Here is a 19,668-nt window from a genome sequence, read left to right on the forward strand (position 1 = left end):
TTTTATGATTTCTTTGTAATTTTAATTGTACACGCAACTAGACCTTTAAAGCCTGTGGCGAATTTGAAGTGCGTATTCTTGCAACAATTTTGCATATTCTACAATCTGCTGCTCGTTAAAGCGTAAAGATGGCCCTGTAAGGCTAATTGCCGCAATTACTTGGTTACGCTCATTGCAGATCGGTACACCAACGCATTTTATGCCATACTCATGCTCCATGTTGTCTACCGAATACCCAACGGTACGAATCTGATTGATTTCTTCACGAAAGCGCTGCGGGTCTGTAATCGTGTAAGGGGTAAACTCCTGTAAACCGGCCGCAATCACCTGCTCGGTCACAAATGGCTCCATACAGGAAAGAAGCGCCTTACCCAAACTGGTGCAGTACATGGGCGCCACCACACCCTTAATGGTACGAACCGACATTGCCCCTTTGGGGAACGCCGCACCAAGGTAGATGATGTTCGTTCCATAGGGAGTCGCCAAGAAAACGGTTTCGCCGGTTTGGTCCGTCAATTCCTCCATATACGGCCGAATCACACGGCCAAAAATATCTTCTTGGCTCAGTGCATTGCTCCATTCTAAAATCTTCAGCCCAAGGCGGTATTGGCTGGTTTTCGGGTTCTTTTCCACCACTCCACAGGATTCAAACGTACTCATAATATTGTACACGCTGCTCTTGAGCATTCCGCTCAGCTCAGCTAGCTCGCTAATTCCCCGTTCCGGATGGGCAGAACTGAAATAATCCAGCAGATTTACCGCCTTATACAGCGAACGTACCTTTACGCCATCGGGGTAAACATCTTCTTTTGGCATTTCATAATTCCTCCCAAATCATTCTAAACATTTCAACAACTTATCTGTTCTCTATTATAAAACTATATTCATTTATTATAAACAAACTTTTTAAAATGTCAATTCTATCTGTAAAAGAATAAAAACGATCTCTTCATGAAATAATTTAGTAAAACATTTATTAGATAAGTTAACTATTTTTACGAATTAATTTTAAAATTATCTTGACACATATGTAAAATTCGAGTAAAATCAAAAATAAGAGAACAACGTTCACTATTAATGAACGACGCTCTAGTTTTATCTAAACAAATATTAACTCATATTTCAGCTTGGAGGGACTATTGTCTATGAATACGAGCTTTGCATGCGGGGCATGGCCAACCATGATCACTCCGTTTCACCAAAATAATGAGATTGACTATGAAGCGCTCGGCGCTCTGGTTGACTGGTATATTGAGAACGGCGCAGCAGGATTATTTTCCACTTGCCAATCCAGCGAGATTTTCTACCTTTCTTTGGAAGAACGGGTAAAGCTTACTCAATTTGTAAAAGAGAGAGCCGCTGGCAGAGTACCGGTTATTGCCTCTGGGCACGTATCGTACGACTTAAACGACCAAGCCGTAGAACTCAACCGCATTGCAGAAACGGGCGTAGACGCTGTGATTCTGATCAGTAACCGCTTAGCTGCGGAAGGTGAAAGTGACGACATTTTTATAGAGCGCCTTGGTAAGTTGCTTGAGCAGCTGCCAAAAGACGTAAAGCTCGGCTTTTACGAGTGCCCGTTCCCGTACAAGCGATTGCTCACCCCCAAGGTTTTAAAATACTGCATTTCCACAGGGCGTTTCGCATTTTTAAAAGATACCTGCTGCGATATGGAGCAGATTCTCGAGAAGCTTGCAATTATAAAAGACAGTGGCATTTACTTGTTTAATGCCAACACCGCTACCTTGGTAGACAGTATGAAGGCAGGCGGCACTGGGTACAGCGGCGTAATGGCAAACTTTCAAATGAAGCTGTATTCTTGGCTGGTGAAACACTGGCAGGATGACCCCGAAACCACCGACTATGTGCAGGACATTTTAACGGTATGTTCCTACATCGAAATGAAAAACTACCCCGCAAATGCAAAATGCTACCTAAATATAATCGGCGTACCAATGGGAGAAGCCGCACGTAAGGGCAGGCAAAGTGTTCAGGACGCAACCGAGCGTTTAGAGCTATCTCAACTGGCTCACCTTACGAAAAGGCTGGAGGAAAAGCTTGGAATTTAGTTATTTGCAGTTGCTTTTAAAGAACTACGGGAGGAAAAATCAACTGTAAAAAATATTTGGGAGGAAAAAGAAAATGAAAAAAATCGTTGCCGTTTTGGCAAGCATCGCAATGGTTTCTTCTGTGTTTACCGGGTGCTCAGGTGGCGGACAGCCGTCCTCTGCTGCTGCGTCGGGAGAAACAAGCAAACCTGCTTCTACTGTAAGCATCAACTACTATGGCGGCTGGACGGGTGGAGACCTCGACAAAATGGGAGCTTTGGTTAAGAAATTTAACGAAAGCCAAAAAGAAGTTCAGGTTAACTTTACCTCTTTGCAGTGGTCACAAATGTTCACAAAGTTCTTGGCAGATTACCAGGCAGGTTCTACACCGGATGTCGTCGCTCTGCACTCTTTTGAACTCGGCCAGTTTGTAGATATGGGCGTTTTTGATGCGGATGCGATTAAAGGCCTGAACCTCAATTCCAGTGATTACATTAAAACTGGCTGGGATGGCACCATTCTAAACGACGTGCAGTATGGCGTACCGCTTGATATTAACATGCACGCACTGTACTACAACAAGGATTTGTTTAAAAAGGCTGGCATTGAAAAAGCTCCCACCAACAAAGAAGAGCTAATTGCGGCCGCACAGAAACTCACCATTGACGCCAATGGTAAGAATGCAACCGAAAGTGGATTTGATGCTGCAAACATTAAGCAGTTTGGTTTTGGCTTCTTGCAGAATCACCATGCGTTCTATCAGGCATTTGCTCTTATGAACCAGCAGGGCTACAACCCCTTCACCGCAGATATGAGCAAGGTTTCGCTTGACAGCGCAAAGACCTCCGCAGCATTCCAGTTCCTTGAGGATTTGGTTTATAAGTATAAGGTTACCCCCGCCGGTGAGAAATCTCCCATCGACGATTTTAAAGCAGGAACCGTTGCCATGGTAGTTGACGGCAACTGGCAGCTTTCCGGCGTTAACAGCGCTGCGAAATTTGATTGGGATACCGCCGCTTACCCGCAGATTTTTGGTGAGAAGGCTGTTTGGGGCGCTTCCGAGCTGCTCGCCATCCCCAAAAACAAAGATGCAGATAAAGTAAAAGCTGCTCAAACCTTTGTAAAATGGCTCTCCGACAACTCCGCAGAGTGGGCACTCTCCGGTCAGATTCCCTCCAACGTAAAAGCACAGCAGGCTGCTACAAAAATTAAGGGTATTGATGCCTTTAACAGTGAGTTGGATTATGTAAAATTCCTGCCTGCACACAAGAAATCCGTTAAGGTATTCTCCAGTGCTGCTCCTAGCCCGATTCTCACCGCGGCTCAAAACGCGATGCTGAACCACAAGGACCCGGCAGAGATTACAAAACAGCTTGAAAGCGACATTAATAAAGTTCTGGCAGGCTAACCTGGTTTCATCGGCGGGCATCCTCCAATAGGGCTGCCCGCCCTTTCATTACAATGTTGTTCCTCATCTAAGGAGTGATAAGCGTATGTCCAACAGACAAGCGAACACGGGCGTAATCGCCCCGAACCTGAATAGCCCTAAGAAACCAAAACCGCTCAAGGCCTCGCAGGGTAAAATAGCGGCTCTGTTTTTGCTGCCCTATTTAATTGTTTTCACGGTGTTCCGCCTTGGCCCCAGTATTGCTGGTATCTTCATCAGCTTCTGTAAGTGGGATCTCGCCGGTTCTTTGTCCTTTATTGGTCTGGACAATTTCAAGCGTATGATTACCGACGATAACTTTCATACCTCCATTATTAACACACTCGTCTTCTTTGTTCTCACATTGCCACCCCTTATCATCCTAAGCCTTTTGCTCGCCTCATTTTTTAATAAAAAAATGCACGGGCGCAATGTTGGCCGCGTTGTTGCGATTATTCCCTATGTTCTTATTCCGGCAGTTGTCGGTATTATTTGGAACTGGATGTATGACAACAATTTTGGTATTCTCAACTTTTACTTAAAGAAAATGGGAGGATCTGCGGTACACTGGCTAACGGATGAGCGCGTGGCACTTATTTCGGTTGCCGTTGTAATCATCTGGTCCTTTTTAGGATATAACACCATCTTGTTCCTGGCAGGTCTTCAGGGCATCCCCAAGGAGCTTTACGAGGCCTCTTTAATCGATGGTGCGACGCGTTTTCAAACCTTTCTAAAAATAACACTCCCTTTATTAAAGCCGACTACCTCCATGGTGGTTACACTTACCATGGTAAATACCGTACAGCTTTTCGACCAAATTTACGTAATGACTAACGGCGGCCCGGGTACCTCAACTCTAACTATGGTGCAGTACCTGTACACCTCTGCCTTCCAGAACTATGAAATGGGTTATGGCTCTGCCATTGAGGTTGCGGTTCTTGTCATCCTTGTCATTATGATTTTCATTCAGAATAAACTGCTAAAAGTTGAGGAAGGAGTGTAAGGAATGGAAAAAGGAATTAAACAGCTCCCAAAATACGTTTTACTACTGGTTATCTGCATTGTGTTTCTATTTCCTCTCGCGTGGGCACTGGCGTGCTCCATTAAGCCCGAGGCGGAAATCCTCAGCTACCCGCCCAAGTGGATTCCCGACACACTCACCTTCTCGAACTACACCACGGTGCTGGAGAAATACCCCTACCTCTCTTGGGGCATGAACAGCCTGATTACCGCCATTTTAGGAACTTTAATGATTCTTTTTCTATCCTCTCTGGCGGCGTATGCGCTTGGTCGTTTTGAGTTCCGAGGCCGCAAGTTTATTTTTGGTACAATTGTGACCATGCTTCTCATTCCCATTCAGGCTTACATGATTCCACTGTATTTAATGTGCGCAAAAATTCATTTGCTCAACACGTATGCTGCCATTATTTTCCCATCGGCGGCAAACGTGACTAGTATTTTTATTTTAACCAGTTTCTTCCGGGGTCTTCCCCGTGAGCTGGAGGAAGCCGCACGAATTGACGGATGCGGTGAATTCACCATCTTCTTAAAGATTATGCTGCCGCTGTCTAAGCCAGCGCTTTCTACCGTGACCATTTTAACCTTTATTGCAAACTGGAACAGCTTCTTGTGGCCGATGATTGCTATCCGCTCGGATAAAATGCTCACGCTCCCCGTTGGTATAGCACAGTTTATGGGCTCAGTAAACTCGAATGCCCAGTTCCAGTATGGCACCGCACTGGCGGCTTGCTGTATGGCAATTATTCCAACGATGATTGTATTCTTGCTATTACAGCGTTATTTTGTAGAGGGAATTGCAACGTCAGGTATTAAGGGGTAATGAAAAATGAATACAGCATCCGCCGGTTTTTTCCGGCATATTGAAAAAGAGAGCATATTAGGCGAAAATCCCCCTTTTAAGGCCTGCCATTCCTCTACTCTGGCGGTACTACCAAACGGCGACTTGTTCTGCGTTTGGTTTGCCGGCAGCCACGAGGGTGAGGATGACGTAGCCATTTGGGGTGCAAGGCGCACCGGCGGCAAATGGTTGGCTCCGCAGGTACTTCAGCAAAATGGGCTACCTCACTGGAACCCTGTATTATTTGTAAAGAAAGATGGCAGTGTCCTCTTATTCTATAAGGTAGGGCGCGAAATCGCCTCTTGGCAAACTTGGGTATGCGAATCGAACGACAACTGCCTTACGTGGTCTCCGGTACGGGAGCTTGTTCCCGGAGATGTAGGGGGCCGTGGCCCGGTACGAAACAAGCTGATTGTGCATTCCAGCGGGCGGTGGCTTGCTCCGGCATCTCTGGAAGACGGAGTTTGGCGCAGCTTTGCGGATTACTCGGATGATGACGGAAAAACATGGGTAAAAAGCAATGAGGTTTTTATTCCGTTGGAAAAAGTAGCCACCAAAAGCGAAACCTATCAAGAAATTCCGGTATCGGTGCAGTCCTTTGGTGGTCGTGGAGCCATACAGCCTACGCTGTGGGAATCTCAAGATGGAAATGTGCATATGCTCATGCGTACCTCCGAGGGCTACATTGCCCGAAGTGATTCGCAGGACGGCGGCAAAACCTGGTGCGAGGGCTACTCCACCAGTCTTCCGAATAACAACAGTGGAATCGACCTTGTAAAAGCGTATGACGGGCGACTCTTCCTCGTTTATAATCCGGTGGGCGAAAACTGGGGGCCACGGTTCCCACTGCGCCTTGCCTGCTCGCACGATGACGGACAAACCTGGGAAGATGTTTACACGCTCGAAGAAACGGAAGGCGAGTATTCCTACCCTTCCATTAACTGCAATGGTGATACTCTGTATGTTACTTATACGAATTGCCGTAAGGATATTTCTTTTTGGAGCTTACAGCTCAACAAACCAGAGTAAGGAAGCAAAGCTATGATTTTTGATACACGCAGCAATATAACCATGTACGGTGGGTATTCCCCGCTTTTTGACCTTGCGCTGGAATTTCTGAAACACACAAATTTAAGTGTACTTGAACCGGGTAAATACCCCATCCAAGGGGATTCTGTTTTCGCTTTGATTCAAGCTCCTGAAACAGCAAAAAGGCAAGAAAGACTTTGGGAATCTCACCAGCGTTATATCGATATTCAGTATTTAATCTCCGGTAACGAGTGGATTGGCTTTCAAAACACCGATTTACTCACCATAAAGGAACCGTATAGCACTGAGCGGGATATTGCATTTTATGAAGATAACGGCAAAGGTTTTTTTGTACCGCTGGTACCCGAAAGCTTTGTTGTTTGCTTCCCGCAGGATGCACACATGCCTTTGGCTTGTGAAAACACACCGGAGGCGATTAAAAAAGTAGTAATTAAAATATTAATACCGTAATCAGGCGAACGTTCGCGATTACAGAATTCCGCTTTCCTCCCTCACTCTCCGTGAGGGGAGAAAGCCTATTTTACAAAGAGCCGATTCATTGGATTGCGGCTAAAATTTCGAAAGAAGGAAGAGATCCATATGTCACGAAAACCAAAAATATTAGTCGTTGGCAGTTTTGTGATGGACCTTATCGTGAAATCCGAGCGTTTCCCCAACGCCGGTGAAACTGTTCTGGGGCTGGACTACCAAACAGCACCCGGCGGTAAGGGAGCAAATCAGGCCGTGCAGGCCGCTCTCCTCGGTGCCGATGTAACCATGGTCGGCAAGGTTGGCAACGACGACTTTGGCCGCCGTTTAATTGCCTCTTGCCAAGAGGCAGGCGTAAATACAGATTATGTAGGTAAGCATAGCACCGCTTGCTCTGCCATAGGCAATGTACAGCTTGAGGTTCAAAACGGAACCACACGCAATCGAATTATCGTTGTGTCCGGCGCGAATATGGAAATTAAGCCTGAGGACGTTGCTTTTTTAAAGGACATTATTGATAAATACGATATGGTCATTTTACAGCATGAAATCCCCATGCAAATCAATGAGCTGGTGGCAAAATACGCATACGACAAACAAGTTCCTGTTATGCTCAATTCCGCTCCCTCAGCCCCGCTTACCGACGAGATGTTATCCCGCTTGGCTTTCATCTCGCCAAACGAGCATGAAGCGGCAGATTTAACAGGAGTTCCCATTCGCAAGGATGGCAAGCAAGTAAATATGGAAGACGTAAAGAAGGCCGTAGAAGCCCTGCTGGCAAAAGGAATTCAAAACGTAGTGATAACCCTTGGCAATGCGGGTGCCGTAGTGGCAAACAAAGAGGAATTTATCTATGAGCCTTGCATTGATGTTGTAAAAGTACAAGACCCAACTGCGGCAGGAGATTCATTTGTGGGCGCATTCACCACCTCTTACTGCGCAGGGTTAAGCCTGAAAGATTCTCTGCATTTTGCAAACTACACGGCAACGCTTACCGTTTCGCGCATGGGCGCACAGCCCTCTTTGCCGAAGCTGGAGGAAGTAGTTGCCCTCATGCAGAGAGAAAATGATCTTACCTTCCCCCTGTCCGCTTTGGATGGCCTGAAATAGAGAGGAGAAAATTTCTATGATATCACAAGAAGCTCGCGAGGCGCTAAGCCAGTTCCAGCAAATCTCTACGGAAGAGATGGATCGCTTTATATTGTCGGTAACACCCGAAAGCCTAGAACAGGCAGCAGATTTAATCCTTAAGGCAAAAGAGAACGGTGGCCGCATGCACATTACTGGCATTGGCAAGCCTTCACATGTAGCGGCTTACATGGCTTCGCTTTTCTCCTCTACGGGCTGTCCCACCTATTACCTGCATGGCACCGAGGCCGTACATGGCTCTTGCGGCCAGCTTGTTGCTGGGGATGTTGTCATTTGCATTTCAAACAGCGGCGAAACTGCTGAGCTAAAATCCACCGTGACTGCCATTAAAAACAACGGCTGCCATGTGATTGCCGTAACTGGTAATCCGGAATCTTGGCTCGCAAGAGAAGCCGAAGCAATTCTTTTGGCAGGAGTAGCACAAGAGGGCGGCCCACTAAACCGTGCACCCCGCGCTTCCATTCTCGCTGAGATTTATGTGCTTCAGGCACTTAGCGTGTATTTGCAGGCTGTGCGTGGGCTAACGCCACAGGAATATGTAAAATGGCACCCGGGTGGAACCTTGGGTAATCTTCGCGAAAACGAGAAATAAGGGAGGCCTTTGGCATGTTGAAATCTGGCTGTATCCATCCCGACATTATGCGCGTTCTTTCTCTTTGTGGCCACGGAGACAAAATATTGATAGCAGACGGCAATTATCCGTTGGATGCCAAAAGTGGAGATGCAGAGAAAGTATACCTCGGTCTTACTGATGGTATTCCAACCGTTACCGATGTTTTAAAGACCTTACTAACCTGTATCAATATTGAAAAAGCAGAAGTAATGCTGCCCGGCTCCGGGGAACCGGAAATCTTTGGAGAATTTCGTACTATCCTCAACGGAATGGAGCTCGAGGGTATTGACCGCTTCGGCTTTTACGAGGCCTGCAAAGAGCCTGCGGTTCGCCTCGCAATCTCCACCGGAGAAAAGCGTATATTTGCAAATATATTAATAACGGTTGGCGTAGCTTAATACGATTTTATTATTCTCAAATATAACATAAAAAAGTGCACCCCAAAGCTTCCCGTGTATGATACCGGTAAGCCGAGGGGCGCACTTTTTTATTTTTATAGGATTAGGAGACGGTGATGCGATCTTGTTGCTTTAGCAAAAAACGAACCTAAATTATTAACTTAATAATATGGCGTTAAACTGCGCTCCTACACTTGGCGCGAGTGTTAGTGTTAATGGAGTCGCTGAATTGTTTCTAAGAGTTAACGTATCACCTGCGGCCAAGGTTAATATTGCGGTACCAGAAACTTCTCCAGTAGCTGTTAATGCTGGTATTGGGGTTGATGCATCTGCCGTACCATTTACAGCAATCGCAAGTGCAGAACCTACACCAGCAGTGATACTAACATAATAATCAATTTGATAAGAGCCAGCAGTTGGAACCGTTACTGTTGTTGTACCTGCAGTGTGAGTAATGCCAGATAGTGGCCCATTATTACTAAGTGGTACATCTGCACCTCCGGCGACAGTGGCATCTGCCAACGTTGCAAGTTGATAGGCGTATCCAAATGTTGTAACACCTGCGCCAGTGGGGCCTGTGGGGCCTGTCGGACCGGTATCGCCCGTTAGTCCGGTTGGCCCTGTGGGTCCTGTAGGACCGGTATCGCCTGTTAGTCCGGTTGGCCCTGTGGGGCCTGTCGGACCCGTATCGCCCGTTAGTCCGGTTGGCCCTGTGGGGCCTGTCGGACCCGTATCACCTGCCGGACCAGTTGGGCCAGTAGCACCTGCGGGGCCGGTTGCACCCGTATCACCTGCGGGGCCGGTTGGACCCGTATCGCCTGCTGGGCCGGTTGGACCTGTGGGGCCTGTCGGACCGGTATCGCCTGTTAGTCCGGTTGGCCCTGTGGGGCCTGTCGGACCGGTATCGCCTGTTAGTCCGGTTGGCCCTGTGGGGCCTGTCGGACCGGTTGCACCTGCCGCGCCCGTTAGTCCGGTTGGCCCTGTGGGGCCTGTAGGGCCGGTATCACCCGTTAGTCCGGTTGGCCCTGTGGGGCCTGTAGGACCGGTTGCACCTGCCGCACCGGTTAGACCCGTGGCACCTGTCGGGCCTGTGGGGCCGGTTGCACCTGCCGCGCCCGTTAGTCCGGTTGGCCCTGTGGGGCCTGTAGGACCCGTATCACCCGTTAGACCGGTTGGGCCTGTGGGGCCTGTAGGACCGGTATCGCCTGTTAGTCCGGTTGGGCCTGTGGGGCCCGTAGGACCAGTATCACCTGTTAGCCCGGTTGGACCCGTGGGGCCTGTAGGACCGGTGGCACCTGCCGCGCCCGTTAGTCCGGTTGGGCCTGTGGGGCCTGTAGGACCGGTATCGCCTGTTAGTCCGGTTGGGCCTGTGGGGCCTGTAGGGCCTGTTGCACCTGCTGCACCGGTTAGACCCGTGGCACCTGTCGGGCCTGTGGGGCCGGTTGCACCTGCCGCGCCAGTTAGACCAGTAGCACCCGTCGGGCCTGTGGGGCCGGTTGCACCTGCCGCACCGGTTAGACCAGTGGCACCTGTCGGGCCTGTGGGGCCGGTTGCACCTGCCGCGCCAGTTAGACCAGTAGCACCCGTCGGGCCTGTGGGGCCGGTTGCACCTGTGGGGCCTGTAGGACCAGTTGGACCAGTTGTGCCCTCCGTCCCAACGCCACTAAAAATCGTGATTGACGATTTCACCTGCACAGTGGAGGATAAGAAAATAGTGGATGAGCTACTATTTACCAATCGCACTTGTGCTGGAACAGTATCAAATTCCAGAATAGCAAATCCTACCGTCTCACCAGTTTTAATGGGGGAGTTGCCAATAACGGAACCTGAGGTAGCTTCAATAGAGAAAGCGATACTAGTCGCTGACGTAAATTGAGTTGCTACCCACCAATCAAATTTATATCTACCAGCCTCAAGAATGGTAATAACACCCGTAGCGTTGTTGTACAAAATACTCCCAGAGGAATATAAAGTAGTATCAAAAACTACAGGTGCTCCGCTAGAAATAGAACTCGCTGCCAAAAGACTCAATTGCATAGAAGCCATAAAGGAAACCTCTCTTTTTAAAAAACATACGTGTGATGCTATAAAGAAATTTATATACATTCACCGTAGTACAAACTATGCACGCTTGTACAGGTAGGTTCATTTTTCGCTTATGAATAAGCTCCCAAATCGCCTCTTTTATACGCTATCTTCTAGTGTAAATAAATCGGAGATTATGATGAAACTCAACAATAATATTGATTGGAATCCATGTTTTTTTATGATACACTTAAAATAAATAAAATAACTTTCCTTATTTCGTGCAAACATCCCTTGTGTTTTTCTCATTAATAGAGAGGATATAATTCCTTTCATTTAACGAGAGGTGAGAACTATGTATGTAAAAAAAGCATTTGGGTATGTATTGCCACAGGATTATGTTTCAGGTTTTTTCAAAGGACTTCTAGATACTTACGCCCCGCCTACAATCCAAAGTAATACTTGGAAGCATTGGGTAACTAAACCTGATGAAAAAAGATGTATACCCTGTGAAAATATGCACGGTAAAATATTCGATATGAATGATACCCCCTTACTGGAGCCACCATTACACAGGAACTGCCGCTGCACCATTCAAGCAATGCAAGCTGTATTAGCTGGATACGGAACAAAGGATGGAGAAAACGGGGCAGATTGGTGGGTGAAAAATTTTGGGCATTTACCAAGCTACTACATTTCAAAAAAAACACCTTACATTTAGGTTGGAGACTCGGGAGATCCCCTGCTAAATTTGCACCAGGAAAAATGATTGGAGGGGGAATTTATTCTAATCGCAATGGTCACTTACCACAAGCTCCCGGTCGTATCTGGTGGGAAGCCGATATTAATTATTATAGCGGTAGACGAAACATGCACCGCTTGCTCTGGTCAAACGACGGTCTACTGTTTGTTACCTACGACCACTATGAAACTTTTTTTGAGATTATTTAAAGGAGGATTTATTCATGAGCGAGAAAAAAGCAATTGTACTAGACCTAACCGGCTGTAAATATTTGGACGAGCTGCATGAACGGATTCGCATCGCATTTGATTTCCCCGAGTGGTACGGCAAAAACTGGAGTGCTTTCTGGGATTTCCTTAGGACTGAATGTGATGCAGAAATGGTTGAAATTGTTGGGGAATATACTCTATCAAAAGAATTTGAACCACATATACAGAAAATGCATGAGATACTACAAAGAAATAAAATGGAATGCCAAGAGTTCGGGTGGCATTTTGATTATAAAATTATCAGTTAATTTACCATTGATTTTTCTAATTATAACGTTCTTATTATTGAAAGAGGAGGATGTATTCATGAGCGAGAAAAAAACTATTGTACTAGATCTAACCGGCTGCAAAAATTTATGGGAGCTGCACGAACGGATTCGCATCGCTTTTGATTTCCCGGAGTGGTACGGAAAAAACTGGGATGCCTTTTGGGATCTTATGTGGAGTGATTGTGAAGCAGAAATGGTTGAAATTGTTGGAGAAAATACAGTGCAAGAAGAATTTTTACCAGAATTCGAATTAATGCACACTGTTTTATCAGATGTTAAAAAAGAACGGAAAGAATTCGGTTGGAGTTTTGATTATAAAATTATTAGCTAATTATTAAAAGTCCATCTGTCAATTACGTTATTTTGAATTTAAGAGGTGGTTTTTTGTGAATGAAAACAAAACAATTGTACTAGATTTAACTGACTGTAAAAATTTATGGGAACTGCACGAACGGATTCGAGTCGCGTTTGATTTTCCCGAGTGGTACGGCAAAAACTGGGATGCTTTCTGGGATCTTCTTTGGAGTGATTGTGAAGCGGAGATGGTTGAAATTATGGGAGAACATACCCTATCAAAAGAATTTTCATCTGAGATAAAAATCATGCATGAAGTATTGCAAGAAGGTAAAATCGAAAGTAAAAAGTATGGAGGGAATTTTGACTATAAAATCATTAGCTAACTATTAATACTCCATCTGTCTATTACGTTATTTGGATTTTAAGAGGTGGTTTTTTGTGAATGAAAACAACACAATTGTACTAGATTTAACTGACTGTAAAAATTTATGGGAACTGCACGAACGGATTCGAGTCGCGTTTGATTTTCCCGAGTGGTACGGCAAAAACTGGGATGCTTTTTGGGATCTTATGTGCACTGAATCCGATGCAGAAATAGTCGAAGTTGTAGGTGAGAATACATTACACAAAGAGTTTTCACCTGAATTAGAATTAATGCACACTGTTTTATCGGATCTCAAAATTGAAAATGCGAAATACGGTTGGAGTTTTGATTATAAAATTATTAGCTAATTATTAAAAGTCCATCTGTGAATTACGTTATTTTGATTTTAAGAGGTGGTTTCTTGTGAATGAAAACAAAACAATTGTACTAGATTTAACTGACTGCAAAAATTTATGGGAACTGCACGAACGGATTCGAGTCGCGTTTGATTTTCCCGAGTGGTACGGCAAAAACTGGGAAGCTTTTTGGGATCTTATGTGCACTGAATCCGATGCAGAAATAGTCGAAGTTATAGGTGAGTATACATTACACGAAGAGTTTTTACCTGAATTAGAATTAATGCACACTGTTTTATCGGATCTCAAAATTGAAAATGCGAAATACGGTTGGAGTTTTGATTATAGAATCATCAGCTAAAGCTGCATATATTTTTAAGTACCTAAAATAAAAATAGTATGGTTTATTTCAACTTTCCATTTTACTTTACAAACAGATTGCGTTTAAAATTGTTCAAAGCGTATTCTTTATATATAAATAAAAAGCAAGAGCATAATTGCTCTTGCTTTTTTTGGTGGAGGAGGGTGGATTCGAACCACCGAAACGAAACGTAACAGATTTACAGTCTGCCCCCTTTGGCCACTCGGGAACTCCTCCATATTTAACTTTCAAAAACAAGTCGCGGTAACTTGTCCGCTCTTGCTGAAACGCCGAAGCGTGGAGCTGGTGGACGGACTTGAACCCCCGACCTGCTGATTACAAATCAGCTGCTCTACCAACTGAGCTACACCAGCATGACTCAAAATTGAGCGCTTGAATAATATATCATTTTTATTAGATTTTGTCAATACAATTTCTGCAAAAAGTACGAAAAGAAGATCGAATTCCTATCTCTTTGCCGAATCCACACAATCCCTGAAAGAAAAACCAAGCCGTATCCCTACTTCGGCTTGGTTTCTTTCTGATTTTCCAATGCGCTGTCCATCAAACTTAAAAGCTCAATTTCGCTGCGAAACGCGCTTTCTTTCTCGCCCTCCAGCCAGTGCAGGTTGCCCTGCCAGGTAGAGGCTTTGCGGTACAGCACATCGACAACAAACGTTGCCTTATCCTCATTCATATTCTATTCTCTCCCGTTTTGCTCCCCTATTGAGAGCCCTATTCTACCTGCAATCATATAGAATTGTACCCGGTTTGTCAAATACATTATTTGCACAAGCTTGCAGTAGTGGCACCAATCAGCGCAATTAAATCTGCCGGAGCCAGCTCCACCTGCGTGCCAATTTTACCGCCGCTTACGATGATGGCAGGCAGCGCCATACAGGATTCGTCTATAACCGTGCGAAACTGCTTTTTCATGCCGATTGGGGAGCAGCCACCACGTATATAACCGGTAATGGCATTGATTTCATTCACATGAATCATCTCCACCGATTTTTCAGACACTGACTGTGCGGCGGCCTTTAAGTCAAGCTCCTGCTCAACCGGAATGACAAATACATAGAAGCTTTTACTTGCGCCACGTGTCACCAAGGTTTTAAACACCTGCTCCACCGGTTGATTCAGCTTATGTGCCACAGATACGCCATCAATGAGCCCGTCCTCATGCGAGTAGAAATAGAATTGATACGCAATTTTTTCTTTATCTAAAATGCGCATCACATTTGTTTTATGTTCCTTTGCCACTGTTTTACTCTTCCCTTCTTATCCAAGTAAAATCTGTATTATTACGGAAACGGACAGCCGTTATAACGGCTGTCCGCACTGCGAAAGGCAGAATTATTCTACAATTTTCCACTTAATTCCTTGGGGAGTATCTTCCAAAACAACGTGTCGCGCTTTGAGTTCATCTCGAATACGGTCAGCGGTTGCCCAATCCTTTGCCTGGCGAGCATCATTGCGCTGCTGAATCAACGCTTCAATTTCCTCATCAAGAGACTGGTCGTTTCTCTGGTATAAAAGTCCCAATACATCTGCAAGCTGCTCATACAAAGCCAATGCGGCATTGTAAAGCTCTTTGCTCTTCTCACCGGGAATTAAGTTGGTATTGATTTCACGCGCAAGGTCAAACAAGACCGAAATCGCATCTGCTGTGTTCAGGTCATCGTCCATGGCGGTGATAAAACGCTGGCGGAATGAATCGAGCGCATCTACCTGCTCCTGCTCACCATCCTTTAAGCCTTCAGGGGCATTATCACGTGCAAAGATGAGGTTATCTCGGCAATTATAAAGGCGGTCTAACGCCGCTTTGCACTGCTCAATGATTTCAACGCTATAATTAATGGGACTGCGATACTGTGACGAAACCATCAAGAAGCGAATCGGTTCGTAGCCATACACGTTTGCAACCTCACGAACGGTAAAGAAGTTGTTGAGGGATTTGCTCATCTTATGGTTATCTACATTAATATAGCCGTTGTGCATCCAGTAATGGGCAAATGGAACGCCGTTGCAGCATTCGCTTTGGGCAATCTCATTTTCATGGTGAGGGAAAATTAAATCCTGCCCACCGCAGTGAATGTCGATTGTCTCACCCAAAAAGTGACGCGCCATTGCTGAGCATTCAATATGCCAGCCGGGGCGGCCTTTGCCCCAAGGGGAATCCCAGCTGGGTTCGCCGGGCTTTGCGGACTTCCAGACAGCAAAATCCATGGCATCTTCTTTTACTTCATCCACGCTGATGCGCGCGCCAGCCTGCAAATCATCCAGAGGCTGGTGAGAAAGCTTACCGTATTCCTCAAATTTCTTTGTACGGAAGTAAACATCCCCGTTACCCGCGGCATAGGCATACCCTTTTTCCACAAGACTTTGAATAATCTGGAGAATATCTTCCATGCTTTCCGTCGCCAAAGGGTGCACCGTTGCAGGGCGCACATTCAGGCCGCTTGCATCGGTATTGTACTCCTCAATGTATTTGCGGGAGACCGTTAAATAATCGGAGCCTTCTTCGTTTGCTTTACGAATAATTTTATCGTCAATATCCGTAAAATTTTGAACAAAGGTAACCTTTAGGCCACGGTATTCCATATAACGGCGCAAAATATCAAACACACAAATAGGTCTGGCATTGCCGATATGAATAAAGTTGTATACGGTGGGGCCGCAGGCGTAAATTTTTGCTTCTCCCTCTTTTATGGGGATAAACTCTTCCTTTTGTCTTGTTAATGTATTGTATATTTTCATAGAAAACCTCCTACGCTGTTGCGCCGTCATTCTATTTTTATCTTAGTCTTTCTCAGACTTTTTCATTCATCATTTCTTTTTGAAACATTCTTTTTGGCAGGCTTCCATACGATTCAGCAGTTGTACCAGCTGTGCACTCATAGCCGTGCAGGCATCCTGCAAATCTGCCATCTCCTGCTGAACGGGGTCTGACACATGAATCTGATCCAAATCGTAGGGCTTCTCTCCGTTAATTCGGGCAACTTTGGCGGGAACACCTACTGCGGTTGCCCCCTCAGGCACTTCGCTGAGTACCACCGCACCGGCGGCAACACGCGCGTTATCTCCCACCTTAAACGGCCCAAGTATTTTTGCGCCGGAGCCAACCATTACATTATTACCTAGGGTTGGGTGGCGTTTTCCGTGGTCTTTTCCCGTACCACCTAACGTAACCCCTTGGTACAGTGTGCAGTAGTCGCCAATTTCGGCCGTTTCACCGATGACTACGCCCATACCATGGTCTATAAATAAGCCTTTGCCGATTGTTGCGGCAGGGTGAATCTCTACCCCGGTTTTATGACGGGCACGCTGAGAAATATATCTGGCAATCAGCTTCATATTATGGCGATAAAACCAATTCGCTTTTCGATAGGAACGCACAGCCCGAAAGCCCGAATACAGCAAGTAAACCTCTAACCGAGATCTTGCCGCAGGGTCACGTTCCAAAATCGAATCCAGCTCCGCTTTTAAATTTTTAAACATACCCGACTCCTCCATTATGGCATTACAATTTGGTAAAAGCAATAAAAGGGCAATAAAAAAACCTCTCGTCCCTCAATAGGGACGGAGGCGGCATCCGCGGTTCCACTCCGTTTTATCACTTAGCGGCGGGTAACGGCGCCGTGCCGAACAGAGATACTCAGTGCACTTTCGTGCCTGTTCCCCCTGCCTGCTCTCCGTTTTACGGAACACGGGCGCATTTTCCTCCGAACTCCCCGCAAAAAGCGCTTACAGCCGGTGGCGCTTTCTCTCTGGTGCGTTTGTTCCGGGTACTTCTCCCGTTTGCAGCATTTGAATACTATTGTATGCAACTTTGTCAAATTGTTGCCATAAATCAGTATACAACAAAGCTCTCAGCTTGTAAAGAGCTGGTGATTTTCCATTTTCTTTGGTTTAAATTTTCTATAAAGAAATATATCTTCTATTATTTTTGAATTTTGAATGATTTGCTCTCAATTACGATTTATTTGAGGATAAAAAATCATCAATTCTTGTTTTTACATATATGATTAGTATATTATTTAATTCTGCTGGCGCAGGGCTTACCCCTCGTGCTAAGGACTTTCACTTTTATTTGTTAATTCGTTGTTCTGTTGGTAAAAGAAGTGTTGCGCTTGGGCGCAAGGCTTCTGCTGGCACAGGGCTTTGCCCCTCGTGCCGGGGCGGGCACAACCTTTCACGAAAGGGTGAAAGGTTGCAAAGGCCCTTCTAGGGGAGAGTATCGATTCTCTCCCCTAGTACCCCTCTCAACGACCAAAGGCTCTGCCTTTGGAATCCGACTGAGCTCCAGCTCTGCATCTGCTTTCCGCACAGGAACAAGCCTTTGCGTGCAGATTGCAAGTAAGGTTTTGTCTTTCCGCCTGTAATAGTAGTAAATAGAACAATGCGATGAACTATATCTACGATTTAATAATTGGACTATTTTTTCTTTTGTGCCACTCTGCTAAATGAAACACAATACAAGCTAGCCCGCACAGAACTGCGCCTTCCATTAACGGAAAAGTATCTACACGCGCGACAAATTGCCATACCTCCGTACTCTCCAGCCAATCAGGACTTATATTAAACAATGTCTGAAAACAAGTGCTTAAAACAAGTTGAATGGAGCAAAGCAGAAAATAAGAGGATTTCTGCCACTTTGACTTTAACGAATTCCCATAAAGCAGTACGCATAATAAAATCGTGGTGAAAAGCATGGTAATTCCAAGTGCCGTAATAAAAGCGTCTAAGAAAAAAAATTCGTTTAGCCGGAACATCCACCCAACACAAAAGGCTGTCGATAAAATCACCATACTCCAAAGGAAACGATACACCCATGGCTGTAACATGATTTTTAACAATTTAGGGAATTTACGTGGAAAGGAGCCACGTGTTAAATAAATACACAACGCTGGGGCGATTAAAATATAGAGCTGCTTGAATTCTTCAGAGAAAACGGTCATCTCTACTTCATAAGGCAGCATCGCTCGAATCCCAGATAGCGCAAAAAAGACAAAAACAACCGGATAAAGTAGAATGATTGCTCCAAGAATTAAGAGTTTTTTTCGAGAAGAGAGTTTATAACGCTTTTTCTTCGCTAGTTTGTAACGTTTTTTCACTGGGGTAGTAGCTTGAATACTCAACTCATCTACTGGCACAATGATTTCCCTCCCATTTAAACAACTATCTTTCAATATATATTTATTATACCATACTATAATAATCTTTTCCTATATTTACTAATTCGAATAATAGCAATGGTCTGAATAATTATCTTGTAGATGTTTGCGCTACGGCGCAAGGTTTCTGCTGGCGCAGGGCTTTGCCCTCGTGCCATGTGCTATCTTTTTTTGATTTAGTAAAGGTCTTTGCTTTGTTTGGAAAGAAGAATTGCGCTAGGGCGCAAGATCTCTGCTGGCGCAGGGCTTGCCCCTCGTGCCGGGGCGGGCACCTACTTTCACGAAAGGGTGAAAGTAGGCAAAGGCCTTCCAAAGGGAGAGTATCGATTCTCTCCCTTTGGATTCCCTCTCAACGACCAAAGGCTCTGCCTTTGGAATCCGACTGAGCTCCCGCTCTGCATCTATTTTCCGCACAGGAACAAGCCTGTGCGTTGCAGACTGCAAGTAAGGTTTTGTTTTAACGCCCGTAAAAGTAGAAGTACCTTGCTACCTATCATGTCTTTGCGAGCGAACGAGAGCGCTCTAAAAATGACCGTCGACGGAAGATTGCAAACGGCTGATTATTTGTATTGGCAGAGGAGAGTGGGCATTTTTAATGGAGCGCCTTTACAGTAGATTCTGATTACTATCCCTGGGGGACGTTCCCCAAACGGATTCCAAAGGCAGAGCCTTTGGTGAGTCTTTCCGCCTTTTCTCCTCATCGAGAAAAGGCGAGCCTGCCCCGGCTTGAGGGGCGAACGAAAAGAAAGAAGAATCTTCCTACGGCGGAAGCCGCTATAAAAGCTTCTATTATAGATG

At 45.5% G+C, this 19,668-nt stretch carries 25 protein-coding genes and 2 tRNA genes; 17 read left to right on the forward strand and 10 right to left on the reverse strand.

Annotation, left to right across the window (positions count from 1 at the left end):
- Positions 1-45: 45 nt before the first annotated feature.
- Entirely contained in the window at positions 46-816 is a 771-nt protein-coding gene (locus CAN90_RS03720; protein ID WP_085832489.1) for an IclR family transcriptional regulator, read from the reverse strand.
- Positions 817-1,145: 329 nt separating this feature from the next.
- Between CAN90_RS03720 and CAN90_RS03725 the strand changes: the two genes are divergently transcribed.
- The 9 genes from CAN90_RS03725 (at position 1,146) to CAN90_RS03765 (ending at position 9,010) form a co-directional block, all read left to right on the forward strand.
- A complete protein-coding gene (locus CAN90_RS03725; protein ID WP_085832490.1) occupies positions 1,146-2,069 on the forward strand; it encodes a dihydrodipicolinate synthase family protein in 924 nt (307 codons plus the stop codon).
- Positions 2,070-2,142: 73 nt separating this feature from the next.
- On the forward strand, positions 2,143-3,456 hold the full coding sequence (locus CAN90_RS03730) for an ABC transporter substrate-binding protein (protein WP_085832491.1): 1,314 nt from the start codon (positions 2,143-2,145) through the stop codon (positions 3,454-3,456).
- A gap of 85 nt (positions 3,457-3,541) precedes the next feature.
- On the forward strand, positions 3,542-4,477 hold the full coding sequence (locus CAN90_RS03735) for a carbohydrate ABC transporter permease (protein ID WP_085832492.1): 936 nt from the start codon (positions 3,542-3,544) through the stop codon (positions 4,475-4,477).
- 3 nt (positions 4,478-4,480) lie between these two features.
- The gene (locus CAN90_RS03740) at positions 4,481-5,314 is read left to right on the forward strand and encodes a carbohydrate ABC transporter permease (RefSeq protein ID WP_085832493.1); all 834 of its coding nucleotides are present in this window, start codon (positions 4,481-4,483) and stop codon (positions 5,312-5,314) included.
- Between the two features lie 6 nt (positions 5,315-5,320).
- Positions 5,321-6,361, forward strand: a complete 1,041-nt coding sequence (locus CAN90_RS03745) for a sialidase family protein (RefSeq protein ID WP_085832494.1) — start codon at positions 5,321-5,323, stop codon at positions 6,359-6,361.
- Between the two features lie 12 nt (positions 6,362-6,373).
- The gene (locus CAN90_RS03750; protein ID WP_085832495.1) at positions 6,374-6,832 is read left to right on the forward strand and encodes a NanQ anomerase/TabA/YiaL family protein; all 459 of its coding nucleotides are present in this window, start codon (positions 6,374-6,376) and stop codon (positions 6,830-6,832) included.
- A gap of 129 nt (positions 6,833-6,961) precedes the next feature.
- The gene (locus CAN90_RS03755; RefSeq protein ID WP_085832496.1) at positions 6,962-7,960 is read left to right on the forward strand and encodes a ribokinase; all 999 of its coding nucleotides are present in this window, start codon (positions 6,962-6,964) and stop codon (positions 7,958-7,960) included.
- 16 nt (positions 7,961-7,976) lie between these two features.
- Complete coding sequence (locus CAN90_RS03760) at positions 7,977-8,591, forward strand: KpsF/GutQ family sugar-phosphate isomerase (RefSeq protein WP_085832497.1); 615 nt, start codon at positions 7,977-7,979, stop codon at positions 8,589-8,591.
- Positions 8,592-8,605: 14 nt separating this feature from the next.
- Entirely contained in the window at positions 8,606-9,010 is a 405-nt protein-coding gene (locus CAN90_RS03765; RefSeq protein WP_085832498.1) for an RbsD/FucU family protein, read from the forward strand.
- A 156-nt stretch (positions 9,011-9,166) separates the two neighbouring features.
- Here the strand turns inward: CAN90_RS03765 and CAN90_RS03770 are convergent, their stop codons facing one another.
- Positions 9,167-11,056 (reverse strand): collagen-like protein, encoded by a 1,890-nt coding sequence (locus CAN90_RS03770; RefSeq protein ID WP_085832499.1) that lies wholly within the window; start codon positions 11,054-11,056, stop codon positions 9,167-9,169.
- 334 nt (positions 11,057-11,390) lie between these two features.
- Between CAN90_RS03770 and CAN90_RS13815 the strand changes: the two genes are divergently transcribed.
- Genes CAN90_RS13815 through CAN90_RS03805 form a run of 7 tightly spaced genes read left to right on the forward strand, consistent with a single transcriptional unit; the run spans position 11,391 to position 13,693 of the window.
- The gene (locus CAN90_RS13815; RefSeq protein ID WP_085832500.1) at positions 11,391-11,756 is read left to right on the forward strand and encodes a phage minor head protein; all 366 of its coding nucleotides are present in this window, start codon (positions 11,391-11,393) and stop codon (positions 11,754-11,756) included.
- Positions 11,757-11,800: 44 nt separating this feature from the next.
- Positions 11,801-11,986, forward strand: coding sequence for a ribonuclease domain-containing protein (locus tag CAN90_RS13820; protein WP_242953565.1), 186 nt, complete (start codon positions 11,801-11,803; stop codon positions 11,984-11,986).
- Positions 11,987-12,000: 14 nt separating this feature from the next.
- A complete protein-coding gene (locus tag CAN90_RS03785; protein WP_085832502.1) occupies positions 12,001-12,294 on the forward strand; it encodes a barstar family protein in 294 nt (97 codons plus the stop codon).
- Positions 12,295-12,352: 58 nt separating this feature from the next.
- Positions 12,353-12,646 carry a barstar family protein gene (locus tag CAN90_RS03790; protein WP_143750792.1) on the forward strand — a complete coding sequence of 98 codons (294 nt, stop codon included), beginning with the start codon at positions 12,353-12,355 and terminating at the stop codon, positions 12,644-12,646.
- A 55-nt stretch (positions 12,647-12,701) separates the two neighbouring features.
- Positions 12,702-12,995, forward strand: a complete 294-nt coding sequence (locus CAN90_RS03795; RefSeq protein ID WP_085832504.1) for a barstar family protein — start codon at positions 12,702-12,704, stop codon at positions 12,993-12,995.
- Positions 12,996-13,050: 55 nt separating this feature from the next.
- The gene (locus tag CAN90_RS03800) at positions 13,051-13,344 is read left to right on the forward strand and encodes a barstar family protein (protein WP_085832505.1); all 294 of its coding nucleotides are present in this window, start codon (positions 13,051-13,053) and stop codon (positions 13,342-13,344) included.
- Between the two features lie 55 nt (positions 13,345-13,399).
- Positions 13,400-13,693 (forward strand): barstar family protein, encoded by a 294-nt coding sequence (locus CAN90_RS03805; RefSeq protein ID WP_159450354.1) that lies wholly within the window; start codon positions 13,400-13,402, stop codon positions 13,691-13,693.
- Between the two features lie 152 nt (positions 13,694-13,845).
- Here CAN90_RS03805 and CAN90_RS03810 read toward each other — a convergent pair.
- The 6 genes from CAN90_RS03810 to cysE form a co-directional block, all read right to left on the reverse strand.
- Positions 13,846-13,930 (reverse strand) — tRNA-Tyr (locus CAN90_RS03810).
- 61 nt (positions 13,931-13,991) lie between these two features.
- Positions 13,992-14,067, reverse strand: a tRNA-Thr gene (locus tag CAN90_RS03815).
- A 146-nt stretch (positions 14,068-14,213) separates the two neighbouring features.
- Positions 14,214-14,390 carry a hypothetical protein gene (locus CAN90_RS13680; RefSeq protein WP_187138293.1) on the reverse strand — a complete coding sequence of 59 codons (177 nt, stop codon included), beginning with the start codon at positions 14,388-14,390 and terminating at the stop codon, positions 14,214-14,216.
- A gap of 86 nt (positions 14,391-14,476) precedes the next feature.
- The gene (gene ybaK, locus CAN90_RS03820; protein WP_085832507.1) at positions 14,477-14,956 is read right to left on the reverse strand and encodes a Cys-tRNA(Pro) deacylase; all 480 of its coding nucleotides are present in this window, start codon (positions 14,954-14,956) and stop codon (positions 14,477-14,479) included.
- 93 nt (positions 14,957-15,049) lie between these two features.
- Complete coding sequence (gene cysS / locus CAN90_RS03825) at positions 15,050-16,453, reverse strand: cysteine--tRNA ligase (RefSeq protein WP_085832508.1); 1,404 nt, start codon at positions 16,451-16,453, stop codon at positions 15,050-15,052.
- Between the two features lie 69 nt (positions 16,454-16,522).
- Positions 16,523-17,194: a serine O-acetyltransferase gene (gene cysE / locus CAN90_RS03830; RefSeq protein ID WP_085832509.1), complete on the reverse strand. Its 672-nt coding sequence runs from the start codon at positions 17,192-17,194 to the stop codon at positions 16,523-16,525.
- A 632-nt stretch (positions 17,195-17,826) separates the two neighbouring features.
- Here cysE and CAN90_RS13440 point away from each other — a divergent pair.
- On the forward strand, positions 17,827-18,078 hold the full coding sequence (locus tag CAN90_RS13440; RefSeq protein WP_143750793.1) for a hypothetical protein: 252 nt from the start codon (positions 17,827-17,829) through the stop codon (positions 18,076-18,078).
- 33 nt (positions 18,079-18,111) lie between these two features.
- Here CAN90_RS13440 and CAN90_RS03840 read toward each other — a convergent pair whose 3' ends face one another.
- Both CAN90_RS03840 and CAN90_RS13445 read right to left on the reverse strand, forming a co-directional pair.
- Positions 18,112-18,849, reverse strand: coding sequence for a hypothetical protein (locus CAN90_RS03840; RefSeq protein WP_085832511.1), 738 nt, complete (start codon positions 18,847-18,849; stop codon positions 18,112-18,114).
- Between the two features lie 237 nt (positions 18,850-19,086).
- On the reverse strand, positions 19,087-19,284 hold the full coding sequence (locus CAN90_RS13445) for a hypothetical protein (RefSeq protein WP_143750794.1): 198 nt from the start codon (positions 19,282-19,284) through the stop codon (positions 19,087-19,089).
- Between the last annotated feature and the right edge of the window lie 384 nt (positions 19,285-19,668).

It is taken from the genome of Clostridium merdae (genome assembly GCF_900176635.1).
GTDB lineage: Bacteria > Bacillota > Clostridia > Oscillospirales > Acutalibacteraceae > Faecalispora > Faecalispora merdae.